At 62.3% G+C, this 22,944-nt stretch carries 21 protein-coding genes; 12 read left to right on the forward strand and 9 right to left on the reverse strand.

All coding sequences use genetic code 11. The features are described from left to right. Window positions 1-10 precede the first annotated feature (10 nt). Entirely contained in the window at window positions 11-1,186 is a 1,176-nt protein-coding gene (argE, locus tag C1720_RS07090) for an acetylornithine deacetylase (RefSeq protein WP_102283726.1), read from the reverse strand. Window positions 1,187-1,288: 102 nt separating this feature from the next. Between argE and htpX the strand changes: the two genes are divergently transcribed. Then, window positions 1,289-2,173, forward strand: coding sequence for a protease HtpX (htpX, locus tag C1720_RS07095; protein ID WP_102284558.1), 885 nt, complete (start codon window positions 1,289-1,291; stop codon window positions 2,171-2,173). A 432-nt stretch (window positions 2,174-2,605) separates the two neighbouring features. Here htpX and ompA read toward each other — a convergent pair whose 3' ends face one another. Continuing rightward, complete coding sequence (gene ompA / locus C1720_RS07100; protein WP_050714983.1) at window positions 2,606-3,250, reverse strand: outer membrane protein OmpA; 645 nt, start codon at window positions 3,248-3,250, stop codon at window positions 2,606-2,608. 258 nt (window positions 3,251-3,508) lie between these two features. On the opposite strand from ompA, the gene gyrA reads away from it, so the two are divergent. The 5 genes from gyrA to C1720_RS07125 all read left to right on the forward strand — a co-directional run bounded on the left by gyrA (window position 3,509) and on the right by C1720_RS07125 (window position 9,999). Then, entirely contained in the window at window positions 3,509-6,208 is a 2,700-nt protein-coding gene (gene gyrA, locus C1720_RS07105; RefSeq protein WP_102283727.1) for a DNA gyrase subunit A, read from the forward strand. 13 nt (window positions 6,209-6,221) lie between these two features. After that, on the forward strand, window positions 6,222-6,911 hold the full coding sequence (locus C1720_RS07110; protein ID WP_102283728.1) for a hypothetical protein: 690 nt from the start codon (window positions 6,222-6,224) through the stop codon (window positions 6,909-6,911). Between the two features lie 3 nt (window positions 6,912-6,914). Next, window positions 6,915-8,063, forward strand: a complete 1,149-nt coding sequence (gene pheA / locus C1720_RS07115; protein ID WP_050714980.1) for a prephenate dehydratase — start codon at window positions 6,915-6,917, stop codon at window positions 8,061-8,063. Continuing rightward, the gene (locus tag C1720_RS07120) at window positions 8,056-8,931 is read left to right on the forward strand and encodes a prephenate dehydrogenase (protein ID WP_050714979.1); all 876 of its coding nucleotides are present in this window, start codon (window positions 8,056-8,058) and stop codon (window positions 8,929-8,931) included. The genes pheA and C1720_RS07120 overlap by 8 nt, the downstream gene beginning before the upstream one ends. 213 nt (window positions 8,932-9,144) lie before the next feature. Then, complete coding sequence (locus tag C1720_RS07125) at window positions 9,145-9,999, forward strand: 3-hydroxybutyryl-CoA dehydrogenase (protein ID WP_102283729.1); 855 nt, start codon at window positions 9,145-9,147, stop codon at window positions 9,997-9,999. Between the two features lie 322 nt (window positions 10,000-10,321). On the opposite strand, the gene C1720_RS07130 is transcribed toward C1720_RS07125, so the two are convergent. After that, a complete protein-coding gene (locus C1720_RS07130) occupies window positions 10,322-10,837 on the reverse strand; it encodes a low molecular weight protein-tyrosine-phosphatase (RefSeq protein WP_500797085.1) in 516 nt (171 codons plus the stop codon). Between the two features lie 553 nt (window positions 10,838-11,390). On the opposite strand from C1720_RS07130, the gene C1720_RS14225 reads away from it, so the two are divergent. Next, window positions 11,391-12,623 carry a polymorphic toxin type 44 domain-containing protein gene (locus C1720_RS14225; protein ID WP_233199845.1) on the forward strand — a complete coding sequence of 411 codons (1,233 nt, stop codon included), beginning with the start codon at window positions 11,391-11,393 and terminating at the stop codon, window positions 12,621-12,623. 30 nt (window positions 12,624-12,653) lie between these two features. After that, complete coding sequence (locus C1720_RS07140; protein WP_102283730.1) at window positions 12,654-13,121, forward strand: hypothetical protein; 468 nt, start codon at window positions 12,654-12,656, stop codon at window positions 13,119-13,121. Between the two features lie 137 nt (window positions 13,122-13,258). Here the strand turns inward: C1720_RS07140 and C1720_RS07145 are convergent, their stop codons facing one another. The 4 genes from C1720_RS07145 to C1720_RS07160 form a co-directional block, all read right to left on the reverse strand. After that, entirely contained in the window at window positions 13,259-14,458 is a 1,200-nt protein-coding gene (locus C1720_RS07145) for an exo-beta-N-acetylmuramidase NamZ family protein (protein WP_199170972.1), read from the reverse strand. A gap of 39 nt (window positions 14,459-14,497) precedes the next feature. Next, window positions 14,498-15,103 (reverse strand): DOMON domain-containing protein, encoded by a 606-nt coding sequence (locus tag C1720_RS07150; RefSeq protein ID WP_102283732.1) that lies wholly within the window; start codon window positions 15,101-15,103, stop codon window positions 14,498-14,500. An 81-nt stretch (window positions 15,104-15,184) separates the two neighbouring features. Next, window positions 15,185-15,985 (reverse strand): prolipoprotein diacylglyceryl transferase, encoded by an 801-nt coding sequence (gene lgt / locus C1720_RS07155; protein ID WP_102283733.1) that lies wholly within the window; start codon window positions 15,983-15,985, stop codon window positions 15,185-15,187. 93 nt (window positions 15,986-16,078) lie between these two features. Continuing rightward, a complete protein-coding gene (locus tag C1720_RS07160) occupies window positions 16,079-16,630 on the reverse strand; it encodes a flavodoxin family protein (RefSeq protein ID WP_102283734.1) in 552 nt (183 codons plus the stop codon). Window positions 16,631-16,962: 332 nt separating this feature from the next. Between C1720_RS07160 and C1720_RS07165 the strand changes: the two genes are divergently transcribed. From C1720_RS07165 to C1720_RS07180, 4 genes are all read left to right on the forward strand, one after another. Continuing rightward, window positions 16,963-17,859, forward strand: coding sequence for an amino acid ABC transporter substrate-binding protein (locus tag C1720_RS07165; RefSeq protein WP_102284560.1), 897 nt, complete (start codon window positions 16,963-16,965; stop codon window positions 17,857-17,859). A gap of 95 nt (window positions 17,860-17,954) precedes the next feature. Then, window positions 17,955-18,704, forward strand: a complete 750-nt coding sequence (locus tag C1720_RS07170) for an amino acid ABC transporter permease (protein ID WP_050714972.1) — start codon at window positions 17,955-17,957, stop codon at window positions 18,702-18,704. A gap of 16 nt (window positions 18,705-18,720) precedes the next feature. After that, window positions 18,721-19,386, forward strand: a complete 666-nt coding sequence (locus C1720_RS07175) for an amino acid ABC transporter permease (protein ID WP_050714971.1) — start codon at window positions 18,721-18,723, stop codon at window positions 19,384-19,386. Window positions 19,387-19,408: 22 nt separating this feature from the next. After that, entirely contained in the window at window positions 19,409-20,146 is a 738-nt protein-coding gene (locus tag C1720_RS07180; RefSeq protein ID WP_102284561.1) for an amino acid ABC transporter ATP-binding protein, read from the forward strand. A gap of 239 nt (window positions 20,147-20,385) precedes the next feature. Here the strand turns inward: C1720_RS07180 and C1720_RS07185 are convergent, their stop codons facing one another. Continuing rightward, window positions 20,386-20,823: a hypothetical protein gene (locus tag C1720_RS07185; RefSeq protein ID WP_050714970.1), complete on the reverse strand. Its 438-nt coding sequence runs from the start codon at window positions 20,821-20,823 to the stop codon at window positions 20,386-20,388. A gap of 553 nt (window positions 20,824-21,376) precedes the next feature. Then, complete coding sequence (locus C1720_RS07190) at window positions 21,377-22,714, reverse strand: TolC family outer membrane protein (RefSeq protein WP_233199847.1); 1,338 nt, start codon at window positions 22,712-22,714, stop codon at window positions 21,377-21,379. Window positions 22,715-22,944 lie beyond the last annotated feature (230 nt).

Raw genomic sequence — 22,944 nt, forward strand, 5'->3', positions numbered from 1 at the left:
GCTTGAAGGCCTATTCAAAGCCGCCTTGCCGCCTTTGCCACAGAGCCAGGCCCAGGCGTTGCAGAAAGCGGTCGCACTGTTCTAGTTGCTCAAGGGCGATGTACTCATCAGCCTTGTGAGCCTGCTCGATGCTGCCGGGGCCGCAAACGATGGCCGGGATGCCTGCTTGCTGGAACAGCCCTGCTTCCGTTACGTAGGCCACCTTGCGCGGCTGGCGCGCGGCCAGGGAGAGCACGAGCCTGGCAATGTCTGTTTGCGCGCAGCCATCCAGCGCAGGAACGCTGACGCCGGGCGTGATATCGATGCGGGCATCAGGGCATTCGGCCCGCATGCGGGGCAGCAGCGTGCTTTCCACATAGTGGCTGACGCGGGCCTGAATGCCAGCGGCAGGCGAGCCGGGCAGGTTGCGGATTTCGTAGCTGAATTCGCATTCGGCGGGGATGACGTTGAGCGCCATGCCGCCGCTGGCAAGGTTGGTGGAGAGGGTGGAAAAGGGGACGTCATAGCCCTCGTCAAACGGGCCGTGGGCTTTGCAGGCATCAGCCACATCGCGAATATGGTTGATGAGACGGGCGGCGTATTCAATGGCGTTGCAGCCCTGTGGCGTGAGCGAAGAGTGGGCAGCGCGGCCATGCACGCAGCAGTGATACAGGCTGATGCCCTTGTGCGCGATGACGGGCTGCATGGAAGTGGGTTCGCCCACGATGCAGCCATCGGCCCGGATGCCGCGCTGGACCACTTCGTGCAGCAAGGCGCGCGCGCCCAAACAGCCCACTTCTTCATCGTATGAAAGGGCCAGATGCACGGGTTTGCAGCCCGGGTTGGCCACGTAGCTGGGCGCCCAGGCGAGGACGGCGGCGATAAAGCCTTTCATGTCCGCGCTGCCCCGGCCGTACAGGCGGCCCTCGCGTTCGGTGAGGGTGAAAGGATTGCTGCGCCACGGCTGGCCATCAACGGGGACAACGTCGGTATGGCCCGACAGAATGATGCCGCCCTGGGTGCTGCCATCTCGCGCGGGCAGCGTGGCGAAAAGGTTGGCTTTGGGCTGAGTGGCGCTGGCGTTGAGCCAAGGGTCAATGCCGAGGCGGCGTAGCGCATCGCGCACGGTTTCAATCAGCCCCAGATTGGAGAGGCGGCTGGTGGTGTCCAGCGAAATCAGCGTGCGCAGCCAGGAATGGGTATCCATGAGAACTCCTCTGAAAGGGAATATGAAGAATTGTGAGCGCCGCTTGAAATCGGCTCTTTGGCCATCATCATCAGGCGTCGCATATTTTTTGAAAAGGAACTCATGAAACGCATTGCCCTCTTTCTGGCTACCAATATTGCAGTCATGGTAGTAATCGGCCTGATCACGAGCCTATTTGGCCTGAACCGTTTCATAGGCCCCAACGGGGTCGATGTCGCCACTCTGATGGGATATTCGCTGGTGGTGGGATTTGCTGGAGCCACGATTTCGCTGCTGATGAGCAAGACAGTGGCAAAAACCAGCATGGGCGTGAAAATCATCAACCAGCCGCAAAATGCAGACGAAGCCTGGATTGTGGAAACTGTGCGCCGGTTTGCTGACAAAGCAGGCATTGATATGCCAGAAGTGGGCATTTACCAAGGCGAACCTAACGCGTTTGCCACGGGGGCCTTCAAAAACAGTGCGCTGGTGGCCGTTTCCACAGGTCTTTTGCAGGGCATGACGCGCGAAGAAATCGAGGCTGTCATTGGCCACGAAATTGCTCACGTGGCCAATGGCGACATGGTGACCATGACGCTGATTCAAGGCGTGATGAATACCTTTGTGGTGTTTCTCAGCCGCCTGATCGGAACCCTGATCGATAGCGCGCTGCGCCGCAATGACGACAGCAACGGCGCTCCCGGCATTGGCTATTACGTCAGCACAGTAGTGCTTGATATTCTTTTCGGCTTTCTGGCAGGCATTATTGTTGCCTGGTTTTCCCGGCAGCGTGAATTCCGCGCCGATGCCGGTTCCGCCGAACTCATGGGCCAGTCGCAATCCATGACTCGCGCCTTGCAGCGCCTGGGCGGCATGCACGCTGGCGCTTTGCCAGAAAACATGCAGGCCATGGGGATCACGGGTCAGATTGGAAAGCTGTTTTCTTCGCACCCGCCTATTGAGGAGCGCATTGCCGCCTTGCAAGCGCGGCAGCAGATGCAGCGCTGAAACGGCCGCGACACAGTGCCGGACAGGCTTTCATGCCTGTCCGGTTTTTTTATGCCTGTAGCGAATCTGGAATTACCAACCGGTCAGAGAGACGTGGCAGATGTCTAAATGGATCTGAATATTCAGTGTTTCACAAAACACAATGGCTTGTTATCTGGTCATTGCCGCCTGACAGAAAACCTCGCCTTCTGCCCCGTCCAAGTTAGGAGAATAGGCAATATTGATAAAGGCGCTTTATTGTAAACGATGCGGCCGTGAATCGATCGGTCTTGTAAATATTGTTTATGTTCTATGGAAGGTATAGAACGTTTAGACGGTTGATGGCAGCTGTTGCAGATAAATCAAAACGGCGATTAATATTTTAACTTGTGCAATAAAAAAGCCCCGGAATAAATCCGGGGCTTTTGGCGTCACTTACGCTGCGATTGGCAATTACTGCTGGGGAGCGTTGCGGGTGCCCACCACTTCGATTTCCACGCGGCGGTTCTGCGCACGGCCCGCTTTGGTCTTGTTGCTGGCCACAGGCTGCAACTCACCCTTGCCTTCAGTAGCAACGCGATCGCTCTCGATGCCCTTGGACACCAGATAAGCCTTCACGGCATTGGCGCGGCGCTCAGACAGGCGTTGGTTATAGGCTTCGGTGCCGATGGAGTCGGTGTGACCGATGGCAACCATTACTTCAAGGTTGATGCCTTGCACCTTTTCAACCAGCTCGTCCAGAATGCGGCGGCCTTCAGGTTTCAGGACAGATTTGTCAAAGTCAAACAGAGCTTCGGCGGAATAAGTGATTTTCTCGACAGCCACAGGCGCCGGAGTGGGTTCAGGCGTGGGAACTGGTTCAGCCGGAGAAGCCGGTTCAGCTGCAGGAGCGGCGGGAGCCAGAGCGCCATCGCAGGTGGCTGCGGCTGTCGCAGGCGTCCAGTAGGCATCACGCCAGCACAGTTCGTTTGTGCCGTTTTTCCAGACCAGTTCATTGTTGGCATTACGCCAGTTGTCAATGTCGCCAGCAGCGGCAAAGGCGGATCCAGCCACGGTCAAAGCAGCCAGTGCAAGTGCAAATTTGTTCAGTTTCTTCATGGTTCTCCTCTTGGGGAAAAAATCCGCAGCAAACGGCTGCGACAGAATCAAACGCTTCGAGTGACCACCACCAAAACGCTTTTTTCATTGTGCCATATGCCTTGCAAAGAATGGGCGTTTCCCCCGTTGAACAAAGCTGATATGTTCCTGAAACGGCAGAATTTGTTGCTTGCAGGCAACGGGCGTTCATGATGGCTGTGCCTCTAAAATTGACCCCTTTCCCCGTCCCGGCGAAGGCTTGTTGCTGCCTCCATATATATGACTGAATTTGCCAAGGAAACCCTGCCGATTAGCCTGGAAGAGGAAATGCGGCGCAGCTATCTGGATTACGCCATGAGCGTGATCGTAGGCCGCGCCTTGCCGGATGCGCGCGACGGTCTCAAGCCCGTGCACCGGCGTGTGCTGTATTCCATGCACGAAGCCAACAACGTCTGGAACCGGCCTTATGTGAAATGCGCGCGCGTGGTGGGCGATGTGCTGGGACGTTTCCACCCGCACGGCGACTCGGCCACTTATGAGGCGCTGGTGCGCATGGCGCAGGATTTTTCCATGCGCTATCCGCTGATTGACGGGCAGGGCAACTTTGGCTCGGTGGATGGCGACCCGGCAGCTGCCTACCGGTACACGGAATGCCGGCTGGAGCGCATTTCTGGCGAAATCCTGGGCGAAATCGACAAGCAGACTGTCGATATGGCGCCCAACTATGACGGCAAGGAAATGGAGCCGACGGTGCTGCCCACGCGTCTGCCCAATCTGCTTGTTAATGGCTCCGGCGGCATTGCCGTGGGCATGGCCACCAACATTCCTCCGCACAACCTCAATGAAGTGGTGGATGCCTGCCTGCACCTGCTGCACAACCCGGAATCCACAGTCGAAGACTTAATGGAAATCGTGCCCGCGCCCGATTTCCCGACGGCGGGCATCATCTATGGCATTCAGGGCGTGCGGGAAGGCTACCGCACGGGGCGCGGCCGCGTGGTCATGCGGGCCAAGTGTCATTTTGAGGATATTGACAAGGGCCAGCGCCAGGCCATCGTGGTGGACGAGCTGCCTTATCAGGTCAACAAAAAGACCTTGCAGGAGCGCATGGCCGAGCTGGTGCACGAGAAGAAGCTCGAAGGCATCAGCCACATTCAAGACGAGTCGGACAAGTCCGGCATGCGTCTGGTCATTGAACTCAAGCGCGGCGAAGTGCCGGAGGTGGTGCTCAACAACCTCTACAAGCAAACGCAGCTGCAAGACACTTTCGGCATCAACATGGTGGCGCTGGTAGATGGTCAGCCGCGCCTGTGCAACCTGAAAGACCTGCTGGAAGTCTTCTTGCAGCACCGGCGCGAAGTGGTGACGCGCCGCACCATTTTTGACTTGCGCAAGGCGCGTGATCGCGGCCATGTGCTGGAAGGCCTGGCCGTAGCGCTGGCCAATATCGACGAATTCATCCGCATCATCCGCGAATCGCCCACGCCGCCTGTGGCCAAGACCGAGCTGATGGCGCGCACTTGGGACAGTCATCTGGTTCGTGAAATGCTGACCCGCACGCGCGAGGATGGCACAGAAGTGCGCGCTGATGACTACCGCCCGGAAGCTCTTCCACGCGAATTCGGCCTGCAAAAAGATGGCCTGTATCGCCTTTCAGACACGCAAGCGCAGGAAATTCTGCAAATGCGCCTGCAACGTCTCACGGGCCTTGAGCAAGACAAGATCGTGGCCGAATACAAGGAGGTCATGGCGCAGATTGAAGACTTGCTGGACATTCTGGCCCGCCCGGCGCGCGTCACGGCCATCATTGGCGACGAGCTGGCAGCGCTGAAAGCCGAATTTGGCCAGACGGCGGAAGGCGTGCGCCGCTCCACCATCGAACCCAATGCGCAGGACCTGGCCACGGAAGACCTCATCACCCCCACCGACATGGTGGTCACGCTCAGCCACACGGGTTACATCAAGAGCCAGCCGCTGAATGAATACCGCGCTCAAAAGCGCGGCGGCCGGGGCAAGCAGGCCACGACCACCAAGGAAGATGACTGGATTGACCAAATCTTCATTGCCAACACGCACGACTACATCCTGTGCTTTTCCAATCGCGGGCGGCTTTATTGGCTCAAGGTATGGGAAGCGCCATCCGGCTCGCGCGGTTCGCGCGGGCGGCCTATCGTCAACATGTTCCCGCTGGAAGAAGGCGAAAAAATCACGGTGGTGCTGCCGCTCACGGGCGAAATGCGCGCCTTCCCTGCCGACCGCTATGTGTTCATGGCCACGGCAGGCGGCACCGTGAAGAAAACCGCGCTGAATGAATTCAGCAACCCGCGCAAGGCCGGCATCATCGCCGTGGGGCTGGATGAGGGCGACTACCTCATTGGCGCGGCCCTGACAGACGGCAAGCACGACGTCATGCTGTTTTCTGACGGCGGCAAGGCCGTGCGCTTTGATGAAAACGACGTGCGCCACATGGGCCGCCAGGCCCGTGGCGTGCGCGGCATGAACCTGGAAGAAGGCCAGCGCGTGATTGCCATGCTCGTGGCGGAAGCCGAGGCCAGCGAAGCCGAATCCGCCCCCGGCGCGCGCAACAGCGTGCTCACAGCTACCGAAAACGGCTACGGTAAACGCACCCATATCAGTGAATACACGCGGCACGGGCGCGGCACCAAAGGCATGATCGCCATCCAGCAAAGCGAGCGCAACGGCAAGGTCGTTGCCGCCACGCTGGTCAATGCCGATGACGAAATCATGCTCATCACCGACAAGGGCGTGCTCGTGCGCACCCGCGTGGCTGAAATCCGCGAGATGGGCCGTGCCACGCAAGGCGTAACCCTCATCGCGCTAGACGACGGCGCCCGCCTGAGCGGCCTGCAACGCATCGTGGAAAACGATGCCAATGACGCGCCAGCCGACGGCAACGCAGACAACGCAGACAACGCCGGAAGCGGCGATACCCCTCAACCATCCCCCACCACGGAGTAAATCAGTGAAACCCATGTTCAACAAAACCCTGGCCGCCCTCACTCTGGCCGTTTGCGCCCTGCCTTTCGCGGCGCATGCCCAAGACGCGAAAGCGGACGACGCCAAAAAGGCCCTGGCCGTGAAGCTGGCCCAAATCCAGCAAAAAAACGACTCCGTCCAGCTTGCCAACCAACTGGTGAATGCCGTTGCGCAGCCCGTCATTGCCACCTGGTCACAGAACATTGATCAGAACGTGCCTGCCGACAAGCAAAAGGATGTGCGCGAGAAACTGGATGTCGAACTGAAAAAGCTGCTGGATGCCACAGGCAAAACCGTAGAGGCGCAGGCCGCCAAAACGGCTGAATCCGCTCTTGTGCCTGTCTATGTGGAGAAATTGTCAGCCGACGAGCTGAAAACCATCGTCGCCTATCTGGAGTCGCCCGCCAGCGCCAAATTCCAGGAGGCGGGCGGTCAGGCTGCCAACGCTTGGGCCGCGCAAATCATCAATGCCACGGAATCCACCGTGGAAGGGCATCTCAAGAAATTTGATGAAGCCGCAGCCAAGATTGTGAAAGCGGCCACAGGCGCCAAGCCTGCTGCGGCAGCCAAGCCGGAAACAAAGGCTGAAACAAAGGCCGAGACAAAAGCAGCGCCCGCCTCTGCGTCTGATGGCGCATCCGGCGGCATCAAGACCAAAGTCGAGCGCGTCGAACAGAAGCAATAAGCCATGAGCGCAAGCTCTTCCTTGCCGCCACCCGCGCACTCCGCCTCTTTGGCGCAGCCTGTTCAGTCTGATGCCTTGGGGGTGTTGCGCGCGCAAATTGACGAGTTGGATGCCCAATTGCTTGCGCTGCTCAATCAGCGCGCGCGGGTGGCCGAACAGGTGGGAGAGCTCAAGCGCCAGGAAGGCACCCCCTTTTTCCGGCCCGACCGGGTAGCCCAAGTCATTCACAAAGTCCAGGCCAGCAACACGGGGCCGCTGCTCAACGACCATGTCGCCAGCATCTGGCGCGAGATCATGTCCGCCTGCCTTGCGCTGGAAGTGCCGCCGCGCGTGGCCGTGCTAGGCCCGCAGGGCACGTTTTGCGAACAGGCGGCCATTGAATACTTTGGCAGCGCCGTCAATCTGGTGTACTGCAACAGCTTTGATGAAGTTTTTCATGCCACGGCGGCTGGCACGGCGCAGTTCGGCGTGGTCGGCATGGAAAACTCCACTGAAGGCGTGGTGGCCCGTTCGTTCGATCTGTTCTTGCGCTCGCCAGTGCATGTGGTGGGCGAAGTCAGCCTGGCCGTGCGCCACAACCTGCTGCGCCAGCGCAACGACTTGGACGGCATCGAAGTCGTTCTGGCACACCCTCAGGCACTCATGCAATGCCAGGACTGGCTTGCGCAGCACCTGCCGCTGGCCGAGCGCCGCGCCGTCTCCAGCAATGCCGAAGGCGCGCGCCTGGCGGCGGAAAACCCGGCCTGGGCCGCATTGGCCAGCGAGCGCGCCGCCGCGCAGTTCGGCCTGCACATCGTGGCCCATGCCGTGCAAGACCAGGCCAGCAACCGCACACGCTTTGCCATCATCTGCCTGCCGCAGACCATGGGCATGCCCCGGCCTACGGGGCGCGATTGCACCAGCATCGTCGTCAGCGTGCCCAACCGTCCAGGGTCGGTTCATGACTTGCTCACGCCGCTGAAAAAGCATGGCGTGTCCATGACGCGCTTCGAATCCCGCCCCGCCAAATCCGGCCAGTGGGAATACTATTTTTATATCGACATCGCGGGCCACATTGAGCAACCGCACCTGGCCGCCGCGCTGGCCGAGCTTCAGGCCCTGTCGTCCTTTTACAAAGTGCTGGGGGCCTATCCCCTGGGGCAAGATGTTTGAACAACTGGGATTAATCGGCTGCGGCCTGATGGGCGGCTCCTTTGCCTTGGCGATGAAAAGGGCGGGGCTGGTCAAGCGCATCGTGGGCTACAGCAAATCGCCGTCCACCACCGAAAAAGCGCGCGAAATGGGCGTGATTGATGTGGAAGCGCCTTCCGCCCTGCTGGCTGTGTCGGGCGCCGATCTGGTCATGCTGGCCGTGCCTGTTTCGGCGACCGAGTCCACGCTCAAGGCCATCCGCCATCTCGTCAATCCGTCCATGCTGCTGATGGACATGGGGTCCACCAAGCGCGACGTGATTGATGCCGTGCGCCGCGTGCTCAAGCACGACGTCGGCTCCTTCGTGCCCTGCCACCCCATTGCCGGGCGCGAAGTCTCCGGCGTGGAAAACGCCGACCCCATGCTCTTTACGGGCAAGCAAATCATCATCACGCCCATGGAGCGCACGCAGACGGCCAAGCTCGAAAAAGCCACTGAAATGTGGCAGGCGCTGGGTTGCAGCGTGTCGCAGATGTCGGCTGAAGCGCACGATGCCGCCTTTGCCGCCGTCAGCCACCTGCCGCACATGCTGGCCTTTGCCATGATGAACGGCATTGCCAGCCAGCAGGAGCAGGCCGCCGTCTTCCTGTCGCTGGCCGGCCCGGGCTTTCGTGATTTCAGCCGCATTGCCGCCAGCGATCCGCAAGTCTGGCGCGACGTGCTCATCGCCAACCGCGAAGAACTCATCGCCCAGCTCCACCACTTCCAGCATGCCTTGGCCAAGCTGGAGCATGCCGTCACCAACAGCCAGGCGGACGATCTGGAGCGCCTGATCAACCAGGCCAGCCACATGCGCGCCAGCTGGCGCATGAACAGTTTGGCGAAATAGCCGACCGGATCAAGGCGGCGGCCGCCGCCCTTCGCTACCATGCCCTGCAAGCTTTTGTTCACCGCCTGCCCGTCAGCGAAAGAGCAAGGCTGCGCCATGCATTCACAGCGTCTGAGGTTCGCCTTGAAACATTCGCGCGCGGGGCTGAACAAGGTTTCCTGAAACAGACCATCAGGCCTGCTTCCTTTTTCATCAAAAAACGGAGAAATCAAAATGAGCATTCAAACAGTTGGCGTCGTTGGCGCAGGCACCATGGGCAGCGGCATCGCCCAGGCATGCGCAGTCAAGGGCATCCGCGTCATCCTCATCGACATCTCGCAGGCTGCCGTGGACAAAGGGCTGGCCGGCATCAGCAAAAGCCTGGACCGTCTGCTGGCCAAGGAAAAAATCACCGCCGCCCAGAAAGACGCCGCCCTGGCCTGCATCCAGACCAGCACCGACTACGCTGCGCTCAAACCCGCCCAGCTCGTGATCGAAGCCGCCACGGAAAACCACGAAATCAAAAACAAAATCCTGGCCCAGCTGGATGCCCTGCTCGCGCCCGAAACCCTGCTGGCGACCAACACCTCTTCCATTTCCATCACCCAGCTGGCCGCCGCCACCAGCCGCCCCGACCGCTTTGTCGGCATGCACTTTTTCAACCCGGTGCCCATGATGGCGCTGGTCGAAATCATTCGCGGCCTGCAAACCAGCGACGCCACTCACGCCGCCGTCACCGAGCTGGCCACGGCGCTGGGCAAAACACCCATCACCGTCCGCAACTCGTCCGGCTTCGTCGTCAATCGCATCCTGCTGCCCATGATCAACGAAGCCTTCTTTGTCCTCTCCGAGGGCGTCGCTTCGGCGGAAGACATCGATGCGGGCATGAAGCTGGGCTGCAACCACCCCATTGGCCCCCTGGCTCTGGCCGACATGATCGGGCTGGATGTGTGTCTGGCCATCATGGAAGTTCTCCATCAGCAGTTTGGCGACGGCAAATACCGCCCCAGCCCCCTGCTGCGCGAATACGTGGCCGCTGGCCGCCTGGGCCGCAAAACGGGGCAGGGCGTTTACAGCTACGCCAAGTAAGGCAGGCCGCGCCCACTTGCTTCTTCCTGCCGCCGCTGCGCCCTGCCGGCAGGCGCAAGCGGCGGCCTCTGGCGGCCAGACTGGATCTTCTGCCAGAGAGCCAGGGCCGCCCGGCATGAGCAAGGGCGGGGGCAGTTGCCGCATGGTGGAAATTTGCTCATTTATCCATAGCAGGATGTCCTAGTGGATATTGCGCAAGGCGGTATTTTCTGCCCTCAAATTTGCTCCTCTTTTGTGCATCCTGACAGGTGAGGGGGCGCCGGGCTGGCTGCCTCCATCAGCCGCCCCGCAGGCAGGCGGCGCGGGCGGGCCGTGAATTCAGTCAGGAGCAGATGCTGCGAAGCACGCCCGCGCAGGCGTCTTCGGCCAGATCAAGCACCTTTTCAAAGCCGGCAGCGCCGCCGTAGTAGGGGTCGGGCACTTCCTGCGCCGATCTGTGGCGCGTGCAAAAGTCCGTCAAGCGCCGCAGCTTGTGGCGCAGCGCGGGCGGGCACAGGGCGCGGGCGGCGCGCTCATTGGCGGCATCCATCACCAAAATGAGATCGAAGTTTTCAAAATCCTGCGCCGTCAGCTGGCGAGCGCGCTGCTGGCTGAGGTCATAGCCGCGCCAGAGGGCATGGCGTTGCGAGCGCGCATCCGGCGGCTCACCCGTGTGGTAGCCATGCGTGCCAGCCGAATCAACCTGAACGCGCGCGCCCTGCCCAGCCTCATCGGCCATTTTCCGCAGCACGCCATGCGCCGTAGGGCTGCGGCAGATGTTGCCCGTGCAGACCATGAGCACGCGGCAGGGGCGGGAGGGAGAAGCAGGCGAGGCGTTGGGGAAAAGATCGTCTTGCATGGCGCTTGGGGAGAAAGTTCTGCGGGCGGCCCACGTAGCGAAAGCGGCAGGCTCCGTTTGAGCGGGCGCCGCATTCTGCTGCGCTGGCGCTGGCAAGCGCCGCCATTGGGCTGGCCCCGCCCGCCAGATAGTTTTAAAAAGAGGAGCGAATCAAAGGGGGCAAAACACTGGTTCGCGCAATCTCTACTAAGACCTCATGCTATGAATAAAAGAGCTAAATTGGCACAGTGCTTTCAGCGCCGCCAACGCCAGCTGGCGCTTGCTTCGCTTGTGCCCGGGCCGCGAACGGGTTCCCGCAGAGGCGGCTTGAAATCCTGTGCTTTGAAAGAAGAACGCCTTAATTGCAACCAAGTGCTTGAAACCGGATGCAGGCAGGCTGTAAGTCATTGTTAGGGCATATCTCGCGCCGGTTGCAGACGCTTGCCGCCGGGCGGGTGTCTCCCTAGGGGTAAACCCTGCTTGCGCTGGCGGCCCGGGCAAATGCCCGGGCTTGTGTTGCCAGCGGCAGAGCGCTCCAATCGCGGCGTGTTCAACCGATGACAGGAGATCTCACATGAGCGTGGATGCCGCACTGAACCGCGTCAGAAACAATCTGAACGAAAACTGGCTGGACTGGGACGTTACGCAGTCCGAACTCAAGGACAGCACGCAGGCGCTCAAGGAGTTGTCGCCTTCTGAGCGCAACGAGGCCATTGGCAAGCTCTCTGATGACGAACTCAAGCACTGGGCCGCTGAAACCAAGGGGCTGAACAGCCCGCTGAACGCCGATGACCGGCGCGACCTGCTCAACGTTTTCGCCAAAGATCTGGATGCCTCGCAGCTTGCCCGCGTGTCCAAGGCTTTCGGCGCAACGGACGTGGCCGCTTCCGTCGCCAGCCACACGCCCGCCGACCGCAAGGCCGAGTACATCCAGGCTCTGCAAGGCGATGCCGACGGCGCGGCAAAAATCGAAGCGGGCTTTGGCGTCTCCACCGCCACGGCGGGCAATGACAATGCCCGCGCCATCGCGCAGGTGCTGGGCAGCCTGAAAGACTCGCCCGCCCAGTTCGCCAGCGCCGCGCAGGGCCTGGAGCAGGCGGGCAAGCTTGATGACGTGATGAAGGCCGCTTCAGGCGAGCGGCTCACCACCGTCACATCGGGGCAACCCGGCGGCGCAACGACGACGATTTCCTTTGACGACAAGCAGTTGCAGGACATTCTCGCGGGCGCGGCCGCCTTGCCGCCTTCAGACCTTGCCAGCCGCACGAGCCTGTTCAAGGCGGGCGCCCAGCCGCTGGCCAGCATGCAGCAATCCGCCGCGCGGGGTCTGACCAATGACCCCAATGGCGAAGCCGCGCAGCGCACGGGCACGGCGCTGGGCAAAGTCCTGACGCGCGAGCAGGCCGAGGCCGCCGGCATCGTGGACAAGCAGACCATGCCGCCCGGCGTTTCAATGGACCAGAACATCAAGGAGTCCCATGCCCACTCCGTTCTGGATACGACGGGCTGGTTCAAATCCCAGGTGCAGAACAAGGGGCCGTGGGACTACAAGCAGCAGGGCGCGCAGTACCAGGACTTCGGCAACTTCAACTTTGGCCTGACCGCCGCCGCTACGGGCATCCCGGAGCAGGTGGCTCTGCGTGGCGCGGGCGATGCCCAGACAAAGGCGGGCACATCGCAGGACGGATGGGGCGGCCCTTGGGATTTGAATGGCGGCCCCTACGGCGACGATCCTGCCGACCAGGCGCAAATCAAAAAAGGCTACGAGTACTACAACTCCGGCCTGTGGCGCGTCTGGAGCGATTGAGTGGCCTGCCGCGTTGCCTGTGCAAGCCGCATGAGCCGTGTTCTCCGCGCAAGCGCCGCCTGTGCCGCCGCCTGGCTGGCCCTGAGCGGCTGCAACCCCGCACCGGCGGCCGCCGCGCGCGATGAAGTCGCGCGCCTGCCCGCCCCCGGCGGCGCGCGGCTGGACGCCGTGCTGATGGAAATCAACACGGGCGCGACAGACGCCTTTCAGTACGAAGTGTTCGTGCTGCCTCAAGGCGCTGCCGCGCAGGGCCGGCCCGCCGCCCGCCTGATGGGCGCCACCCGCAACGAACAGGCCTGGGGCGCCAACCTCCGCTGGCAAGGCGCAGACCGCCTGCGCGTTGAATACTGGCAGGCCCGCGCGCAGGAAGGCGCGGACAGCCCCGTGACCGTGGGCGGGCAAACCGTTCAGGTGGAGCTGGCCCCGGGCATCCTCGACCCCGCCGCCCCCGCTGGCGGCATGGAATACAACCTGCGCCAGGCAGGCGCAAAGCGCTGAAAGCCGCGCCGAGGGGCGTTCGCTGCGGGGCGCTATTTCGCTCCTTTATTCATAGCGAGAGGTCCTAGTGGAATCTGCGCGAAGCGGCATTTTGACCCCGCCAGATTTGCTCCTGTTTCTGGGGCGTCTGCCAGCCTTCAGTACAGCAGATACGCCGCGCGCTCTTGCTGCCAGGCGGCTTCGTCGGCGCGGGCCAGCGCGTCCAGGTCGGCGCAGGCCGCTTGCGCGTCGTCCACCCATTCGCGCAGCAGGCTGCTGCCGTTGATGAGGTCGATGGCCAGGCGGCCATGCTCGTATTCGTAGGCGAAGTCGCGCCACAGCGGCGCATCGGGCCACTGGCGGCGCAGGGCCTTCAGGGCCAGGGCCACCAGCCGCCAGGGGCGAAAGGCCGCGTGGCGGTAGCTGGCCGGGTCTTCGGTGTGAATTTGCAGGCCCGCGCACAGCTGCCCCTGGTGCTTGTGAAAAGTCGGCTCGAACCAGCACGGGCGCAGCAGGCAGCCGGCCAGCCAGTCCGGGGCCATTTCGCGCATGTCGGCCAGCAGGCGGGCGGCGCCCAGGCCAGGCGCGCCCAGCAGCTCCAGCGGGCGGGTGGTGCCCCGGCCTTCAGACAGCGTGCAGCCTTCGAGCATGACGGTGCCCGCGTAGGCGCGCGCCATGTTCAGGCTGGCGGCGTTGGGGCTGGGATTGACCCACGGCCCTTCGGGCCAGCCAAAGCCGGGGGCCGCTTCGGGCTGCCAGCCCTGCATTTCGATCACGCGGTAGTCCACGCGCAGGCCCAGCCAGTCCACAAACCAGCGCCCCAGCTCGCCCAGCGTGAGGCCGTGGCGCATGGGCAGCGGCCCCGCGCCCACAAAGCTCTCCCAGCCCGGGCGCAGGCGCAAGCCTTCCACGGGCCGGCCAGCGGGGTTGGGCCGGTCCAGCACCCACACGGCCTTGCCGTGGCGCGCAGCGGCTTCCAGCACATAGCGCAAGGTGGTGATGAAGGTGTAGATGCGGCAGCCCAGGTCTTGCAAATCCACCAGCAGCACGTCAAAGCTTTGCATCATTTCGTCGGTGGGGCGGCGCACCGGGCCGTAGAGGCTGAAGACGGGAATGCCCAGGCGCGGATCGGTGAAATCGTCCGACTCCACCATGTTGTCCTGCTTGTCGCCGCGCAGGCCGTGCTGCGGGCCGAAGGCGGCGCTCAGCCGCACGTCAGGCAGCGCCGCCAGCGCGTCCAGCGCGTGCGCCAGGCCGCGCGTGACCGAGGCCGGATGCGCCAGCAGCGCCACGCGCGCGCCGTGCAGCGGGCGGCGCAGTCCGGGAGATTCAATGAAGCGTTCAAGGCCGGTTTTCATGGCGCAAGGCAAGGCAGAAAGCACAAAGAGGCAACCATTTCATGGCGGCGGCAGGCGCAGCAAGCGGCCTGCAAAGTGGTGAAAGTCGGGGCGCGGCATGGGGTGGCGCAGCGCCCAGTAGCTCAGGGCGCCAGCGGCTTGCAGCACGGCGCACAGGCCCACGCGCCAGACGGCAGCGGCGGGCAGCGGCAGATCAGGCCAAAACGCTTCCAGCGCCAGGCAGGCCGCATCGCCTTGCAGCGAGCAGGCAAAGCGCGCGGGGCGGGCGCGCGCTTCCCATGCCTGCCAGGCGCTGGCCGTGTGGCGCACGCGTTCGGCGCAAAAGGCGTAGGCGGTCCAGCGGCCATCGGGCGAGAGGTTGAACTCGCAGTATTCGCCGCCGCCCTCGCCTTCATCCGCGCCCTCGTTGCCCGGTTGTTCGGCGGCCACGAAGGCTTCCAGACAAGTGCGCCGCCACAGGCCATCAGCGCGTGCGGCCAGATGGCGGGCAGGCGGCGGGCAGTCCAGCCAGCCAGCGGGCGCGCGCACTTCATGGCGCAGCCCCAGCCCGCCCGCTTCGCGCCAGGCGCAGGCCGCCACGCGCACGCTCGGCGGCACAGGGCTGGCCGGGTGGCAAATGAGCGAAGCGCAGGAAGGCGAAGGCATTTCAAAAGCCAGGTTCAGGCATCAAACCGGCCGCAAGTCCTGGTGCAGACTGGATTGGCAGCTATGGTTCCGATAGCGGCTTCAGCGGCGGCTGGCCCAGGCCCACATTCCCAGGCCAATGGCGATCATGGGCACGCACAGCCACTGGCCCATCGACAGACCCAGCCCCAGCAGGCCCAGATGGGCGTCCGGCTCGCGGAAAAACTCCACGGCAAAGCGCATCACGCCGTAGCCCACGAGAAAAGCGCCGCTGACCTGCCCCGTCTTGCGCGGCTGGCGGGCGTAGAGCCACAGCAGCACGAACAGCAGCACGCCTTCCAGCAGCGCCTGATAAATCTGCGAAGGATGGCGGGGCAGATCGCCCGCGCCGCGAAAAACCATGCCCCAGGGCAAATCGGGGCTGGCCACGCGGCCCCAGAGTTCGCCATTGATGAAGTTGCCCATGCGCCCGGCCGCCAGGCCCGTTGGCACGCAAGGGGCCACCAAATCAGTGACTTGCAGCCACGGGCGCTGCTTTTTCCAGGCCCACAGCATCATGGCAAGAATCACGCCCAGCATGCCGCCGTGAAAACTCATGCCGCCTTGCCAGATGGCAAAGATTTCCAGCGGGTGGCTGGCATACCAGGCCGGCTTGTAAAACAGCACGTAGCCCAGCCGCCCGCCGAGGATGACGCCCAGCACGCCCCAAAACAGCAGGTCTTCCACATCGCGCATCGTCCACGGCGCGGGCTGGGTGACGCTGGCGAAAGGCTGGTGCTTCAGCCGCAGCCTGGCCAGCACATAAAAAAGGGCGAAAGCGGCCAGGTAAGTCAGGCCGTACCAGTGCACGGAAAGCGGCCCCAGATGCAGGGCCACGGGATCAATCTGGGGATGCTGGAGCATGAGAAGCGCGAAATGGGCGGCAAGGAAAGCGGGGCGAAAGGCAAAAGAAAAGCCAGCGCCCGCCCTGCAGGCACTGGCTCCGGGAAACGGCGCTTACTTGAGGCGCGCGAGCGTCTTGGCAACGCGCTCGCCGTAGGCGCGGGCGGTGTCCAGATCGCCTTGCAGCATCTCTTGCGCGCTGGCGTCAGCCGGCGTGGCGGCCAGTGCGCCCACGGAGCCGCCCAGGGCGTTCAGATCGGCGCGGGAAGCGTCTTTCTTGTTGGAAGGCAGCAGCCCCAGGCTCACCCACAGGCCGCCGTGCTGCGAGGCCAGCGTTTGCAGGTATTGCACCGTCACCTGCTTGTCGCCGTTGAGGCTGGCGCTGTTGGTGAAGCCGCCAAACACCTTGTCTTGCCAGGCGCGGGCGGCCCAGGCTTTGCTCGAAGCATCGGCAAACTTCTTGAACTGCCAGCTGGGGCCGCCCATGTAGGTGGGCGTGCCAAAAATGATGGCGCCAGCGGCATTGAGCCGCTCCCACGCGCCTTCGGGCAGGTTGCCCTCGGCATCAATGGCGATCAGCTCGGCGCCCGCGCCATCGGCCACGGCCTGCGCCATGCGCTGCGTGTGGCCATAGCCGGAGTGATAGACAACGATGATTTTGGACATGCAAAGCCTCCTTTGGCTTGGGGTTGAAAGCCTTGCAGCATACCTTGCTGCGGCAAAACACTGCGCCCGGGCGGGTTGAGCGGGAAAGCCGCCGCAATTCAACGCCGGCCTGCCAGAAATGCACAGAAACACGCTGGCGCAGGCGCGGACAAGGCGGCCCGCGCCAGGGAAAATCAAGGGAAAACCCTTCAGGGAAAATACCGGCATTATTGGAAAACCGCTGCAAGGGTAATCCAGGTCGCAGCGTGCTCCAATTTCATATAGCATCTCTTTCACATGCCGGCCAGCTGGCCAGCGTGTTTTCATGCCGATTTCAAGCGAAGGATTGAATGATGAAAAAGAAACTGTTGGCCCTGGCGGCTTTTTCCATGCTGGCGGGCGCGACCCTGGCGCAGAATGCTGACACGCTGGAAAAAATCAAATCCAGCGGCACGGTAAATCTGGGCGTGCGCGATTCTTCCGGGCTGGGCTATACGCTGGGCAACGGCAAATACGTGGGCTTTCACACCGAAATGGCCGAACGCATCGTGGATGATCTGGCAAAACAGGTGGGCAAGCCGCTGAAAATCAATTACCAGGTCATCACTTCGCAAAACCGCATTCCGCTGATGCAAAACGGCACGATTGATTTTGAATGCGGCTCCACCACGAATAGCAAGGCGCGGCAAAAAGACGTGGATTTTGCCGTGACGACCTACGTGGAAGAAGTGCGCATGGCCGTCAAGGCCGATTCCGGCATCCAGAGCGTGGCCGACCTCAATGGCAAGACCGTGGCCGTGACCACGGGCACCACCAGCGTGCAGCATTTGCGCCGCCATGAGCGCGGCTCCAAGCTTGAATTCAAGGAAATCATGGGCAAAGACCACGCCGACAGTTTTCTGCTGCTGGAATCAGGCCGCGCCGATGCCTTCGTGATGGATGGCTCCATTCTGGCCAAGAATATCGCCACGTCCAAAAATCCGCAGGATTTCAAAATTGTCGGCGAAGTGCTGTCGGTAGAACCCATCGCCTGCATGCTGCGCAAGGGCGACGACAAATTCCGCGCAGCCATCGACGCCTCCATCAAGCGGCAAATTAACGACGGCTCGCTGCAAAAACTCTACGACAAATGGTTCATGCAGCCCATTCCGCCCACGAATGTTTCGCTGAACATGCCTGTTTCAGAAAGCACGAAACAAGCCTGGGCGCATCCCAATAGCAAGCCCATGGAAGATTACGCGAAGAAATAATCCCCCCGCGCATTTTGGCGAGCGCCCGCCGCCCTCCATGGCGGCGGGCTTTTTCATGCGCGAAACCGGAAAGCAAGACAAAAGGTATCAGGGCCATGAATATGGAATGGTCGGTTTTCTGCCAGGACACGCTCACCAATGAGGCCGTGCCGGGCTGCTTTGGCAAAAATGGCGATGTCACGTATCTGGACTGGATGTTCAGCGCCTGGGGCTGGACGGTGTCCATCTCGCTGACGGCGCTGCTGCTGGCGCTGCTGGCGGGCGCAGCCGTCGGCATGGCGCGCACGCTGCCGCACAGCCCCTGGCTGGCGCGGCTGGCGCATGCGTGGGTAGAGGTTTTCCGCAATATTCCGCTGCTCGTGCAGATTTTCATCTGGTATTACGTATTTCCCGCGCTGTTTCCGGCGCTCAAGGGCGCGCCTTCATTTGCGCTGGCGGTATTGGCGCTGGGGCTGTTTACTTCGGCGCGCATTGCGGAGCAGGTGCGGGCGGGCCTTCAGGCGCTGCCGCGCGGGCAGCGCCTGGCGGGCATGGCGCTGGGGCTGACGACCGCCCAGTATTACCGCCTGGTTCTTCTGCCGCAGGCTGGCCGCATCATCATTCCGCCGCTGGCCAATGAATCAATGAACATTTTCAAGAATTCGGCAGTGGCTTTCGCGGTTTCCGTGCCGGAGCTGACGCAGTTCGCCATGCAGGCGGGCGAAGAAACCGCCCGGCCCGTGGAGGTTTATCTGGCGGTGACGGCGCTTTACGTCATTTCGGCGCTGGCGGTGAATGCGGTCATGGTTTTCATCGAGAAAAAGACGCGCGTGCCGGGGCTGATTGCCGCAGGCGCGGGCCGCTGAAAGGGAAAAAGCCATGATGAATCTGGATTTTTCCTTCGTGGACATGGCCTTGCTGCAAGGCTTCGTGTGGAAGGGCCTGCGCTTTAGCGTGATGCTGACGCTGGTGGCTACGCTGGGCGGCCTAGCGCTGGGCACACTGCTGGCGCTGATGCGCCTTTCGGGCCAGAAATGGCTGCAATGGCCCGCCGCCATCTATATCAGCGGCATGCGCAGCATTCCGCTGGTGATGGTGATTCTGTGGTTTTACCTGCTGGCGCCCTTCATTATTGGCAGGCCGATTGGCGCGGAATATTCGGCGGCGCTGACTTTCGTGGCGTTCGAGGCGGCCTATTTCAGTGAAATCATGCGCGCGGGCATTCAGTCCATTCCGCGCGGGCAGGTTTTCGCGGCCGAAGCGCTGGGCATGACTTATTTGCAGAACATGCGGCTGGTGATATTGCCGCAGGCCCTGCGCAACATGCTGCCGGTGCTGCTCACGCAGACCATTATTCTTTTTCAGGATACTTCGCTGGTTTACGCCATCGGAGCCTATGACCTGCTCAAGGGGCTGGATGTGGCGGGCAAAACCTATGGCCGCACGGTGGAGGCCTACCTGCTGGCGGCGGCGGTTTATTTCGTGATTTGCTTTTGCCTGTCATGGCTGGTCAGGCGCCTGCACGCGAAAATAACCATCATTCGATGAGGAATATGCAATGAGCGAACCCATGATCAAAATTGAAAACGTCTCCAAATGGTATGGGCCGGTGCAAGTGCTGCGCGACTGCTCGGTGAATATCGACAAAGGCGACGTGGCGGTGGTGTGCGGGCCGTCCGGATCAGGCAAGTCCACGCTGATCAAAACCGTCAATGGCCTGGAGCCGGTGCAAAAAGGCCGCATCACCGTGGATGGCACCGAAGTGACCAGCCCCATGACCAACCTGCCCCGGCTGCGCAGCCGTGTGGGCATGGTGTTTCAGCATTTCGAGCTGTTTCCGCATCTGGACGTGACGGAGAACCTGACCTTGGCGCAAGTGAAAGTGCTGGGCCGCAGCCAGGACGAAGCGCGCACGCGCGGCCTGAAGATGCTGGACCGCGTGGGCCTGATGGCGCACAAGGACAAGTTCCCCGGCCAGCTCTCGGGCGGCCAGCAGCAGCGCGTGGCCATCGCGCGCGCCCTGAGCATGGACCCGGTGGTGATGCTGTTTGACGAACCAACCTCGGCGCTGGACCCCGAAATGGTGGGCGAAGTGCTGGACGTGATGGTGAAACTGGCCGCCGAGGGCATGACCATGATGGTGGTCACCCACGAAATGGGCTTTGCCCGCAAGGTGGCCAGCCGCGTCATCTTCATTGACGTGGGCGGGCGCATTCTGGAAGACTGCTCGAAGGACGAGTTCTTCGGCAACCCCGAAGGCCGCCAGCCGCGCACCAAAGAGTTTCTGGGCAAGATCCTGAACCACTGAGAGCGTGTTCTTCGCCGCCTGGCCGGAAGGCGTGGCCAAGGCGGATCGCGGGCAGATCAGGGAGCAGGCTTATTTGCTCCTTGATCCATAGCATGATGTCCTAGTGGAAACTGCGCGGAGCGGCATTTCTTGCCCTTTGAATTCGCTCCTCTTTCTGATGCAATCCAGCAGGCGGAGCGGCCTTGTGAATCCTTGCCCGGCCGCAAGACCCGGCTGCGCGCCGCGCTGCCTTTGGCGCTTTACTTTTCATCACCGTTTTTGGCGTGGGGCGCAAGGCGGGGCAGCCAGGCGGCCCATGACTCGGGCAGGCCCGCACGCGATGAGTCAGACGCCGCCGCCATGATGCGGGTGATTTCTTCCTGCCACGCTTGCAGCGCCTGCTGAACTCCCTGGGTGAAGGCGGCCTGGTTTTGCAAGGCGATTTGCTGCGCTGTTTTGGCGTCGCTGGCGCGAAGCAGCCGCCAGAAGCTCTCCGTAGGCAGGGTGGCCAGCGTCTGCCAGCTGGCTGACTGCAACAGCCCTTCAATCTTGGCGGATGTTTCCGCCAGGCCCTCGGCGCTGGTTTGCTGCATGGATTGCAGCCAGTGATGGCCGCTTTCTTGCAGCAGCCGGGTCAGGCGCAATTGCAGCGCGGCGTTGGCCTTGTACAGGTCCAGCGAAATGGTTTTGTCGGTCATGAACTGCTCTCCTTGAAAAAACCTGTGGGGCGAGATTTCGCCATGCGCGCGCTGCAATGGTTTTGCGAAAACGCCGCAGCGGCGCAAAGCCGCGCCAGCCCGGCGGCCGCAAGCAGGGGCGGCGTTACCTAATTTTTCATCATTGCATAGGCCGCCTGCGGCGCGTCTGCTTTTTCTGGAGGTTTTTGCGCTCGTTTTTTCTGCTGATAGCCGGTTGGAGATGCGCCCGCCCTTTTAAAGGCAAGGGCGTTGAATTGCCAAAAACAGGAGCAAATCTGATGGGCTTCAAAAAGGCTTCAGCGCAATTTCCACTAGGACGTCACGCTATGAATTCAGGAGCTGATCCAGGCTTTGCATGCGGGGCATGGAGGCAGAGCGTGAAAGCAAGACGCGGGGGAGCGATGAAGCCCGCATGGCGCTTTCGCGGCGCTGGCCACGCTGGCATGGGGCAGGCGGCCGCTGGGCGCTTTGCCGGCGGTTTCATGATTCGCATCGGGGCCGGCCATGTTTCGCGGCGTTCTGCCATTGAAGGGCCTGCCGCTTTTGAAAGGGTTCAGGGCTGGCCAGGCGCGGCGGGTTCTTCTGGTTCTTCTTTTTGCTGCGGCTCCAGCAGGGCGTTGATGGGCTGCAAGTCTTCTTCTTGCAGCGTGCCGCTGGCTTGCCGCAGCCGCAGGGCGCCGGTGAGCACGGCGTAGCGGGCGCGGGCCAGGTCGCGCCGGGTTTGGTAGAGCTGGGTCTGGGCGTTGAGCACGTCCAGGCTGATGCGAACGCCCGCTTCCAGCCCCGTCTGGCTGGCTTGCAGCGCGGTGAGGCTGCTTTTTTCTGCCGCTTGCAGCGCCGCAACTTGCGCCAGGCCCGATTGCAGGCCGTAGAAGGCGCTGCGCACGGCCTGGGTGACGTTGCGGCGTGCGCCTTCCAGCTCGGCGCGGGCTTTGTCTTGCAGGGAAAGGGTTTCGCGCACGCGCTCTTGCACGGCAAAGCCGGCGAACAGGGGCACGTTCACGGCCACGCCCACGCTGGCGGCGCGGTGGCGGTAGGGGGCGTAGGGCATGGTGGAGACGCTGGGGTTGCCGTTGGGGTATTGCTGCCAGCCGTAGGCCGCTTGCAAGTCCACGGTGGGCAGGTGACCGGTTTTGGCTTTGCGGGTTTCCAGCTCGGCCACTTCCAGCGCCAGGCGGGCCTGGGCGATGGCGGGGCTGCGCTCTTGCGCCAGTTGCGCCCAGGCGTCGGCGCTTTCATGGCTTTCGGCGCCGGTGAGCGGGGTTTTGAGCAGGCCCTCCGGCAGCTGCACGGGTTGCGCCAGCGGGCGCGGCGCGGGCGCGGGCAGGCCGGTGACTTGCTCCAGCGCCAGGCGGGCCACGCGCCATTCGTTTTCGGCGGCGATTTCCTGCGCGTGGGCCAGGTCGAACCGGGCTTGCGCCTCGCGGCTGTCGGTGATGGTGGCGTTGCCCACTTCAAAGTTCTGGCGCGCCGATTCCAGCTGCTGGCCCACGGCGGCCTTGAAGGCGCGCGCCAGCTCCAGGCTGTCGTGCGCGGCCAGCACGTCGAAATACGCCTGCGCCAGGCGCGTGATCAGCTCCTGGGCGGCGGCCTGCCATTGCATTTCGGCCAGCGCCATCTGGCGCTCGCCTTGCGTAGCGGTAATGCGGTTGGCCGGGCGGTACAGCGGCTGGCTGGCGTTGAGGTTGAGACTGCGCTGGGTGAGGCTGCGGGCGTTGTCGATGGCGCCCAGGTGCACATCTAGATGCGAGCGCGTAACGTTGCCGCTCAGCCCCGCCTGCGGCAGCAGCCCCGCGCGCGCCTGCCCCGCCCGGGCGCGCGCCGCTTGCAGCTGCGCCTGGGCAGCCTGCAAGGCGGCGTCGTGCTGGCGCGCGGCATCGTGCAGGGCCATGAGCTGTCTCTTTATACACATCTCCGAGCCCACGAGACGGACTCCTATCTCGTATGCCGTCTTCTGCTTGAAAAAAAAAAAACAAATCTTTGGTATTAGTTTTCTGTCATAGCTTACATCTTCGTTTTCTTCAAATCCGTATTTATCTCCTACAATACTTGCCATGTATTTGCCTATTGCTGGTGATGAAGTTATGCCTGGATATTCTATACCCATGCAATCCGATAAGC

The organism is Ottowia massiliensis (assembly GCF_900240305.1).
GTDB lineage: Bacteria > Pseudomonadota > Gammaproteobacteria > Burkholderiales > Burkholderiaceae_C > Ottowia > Ottowia massiliensis.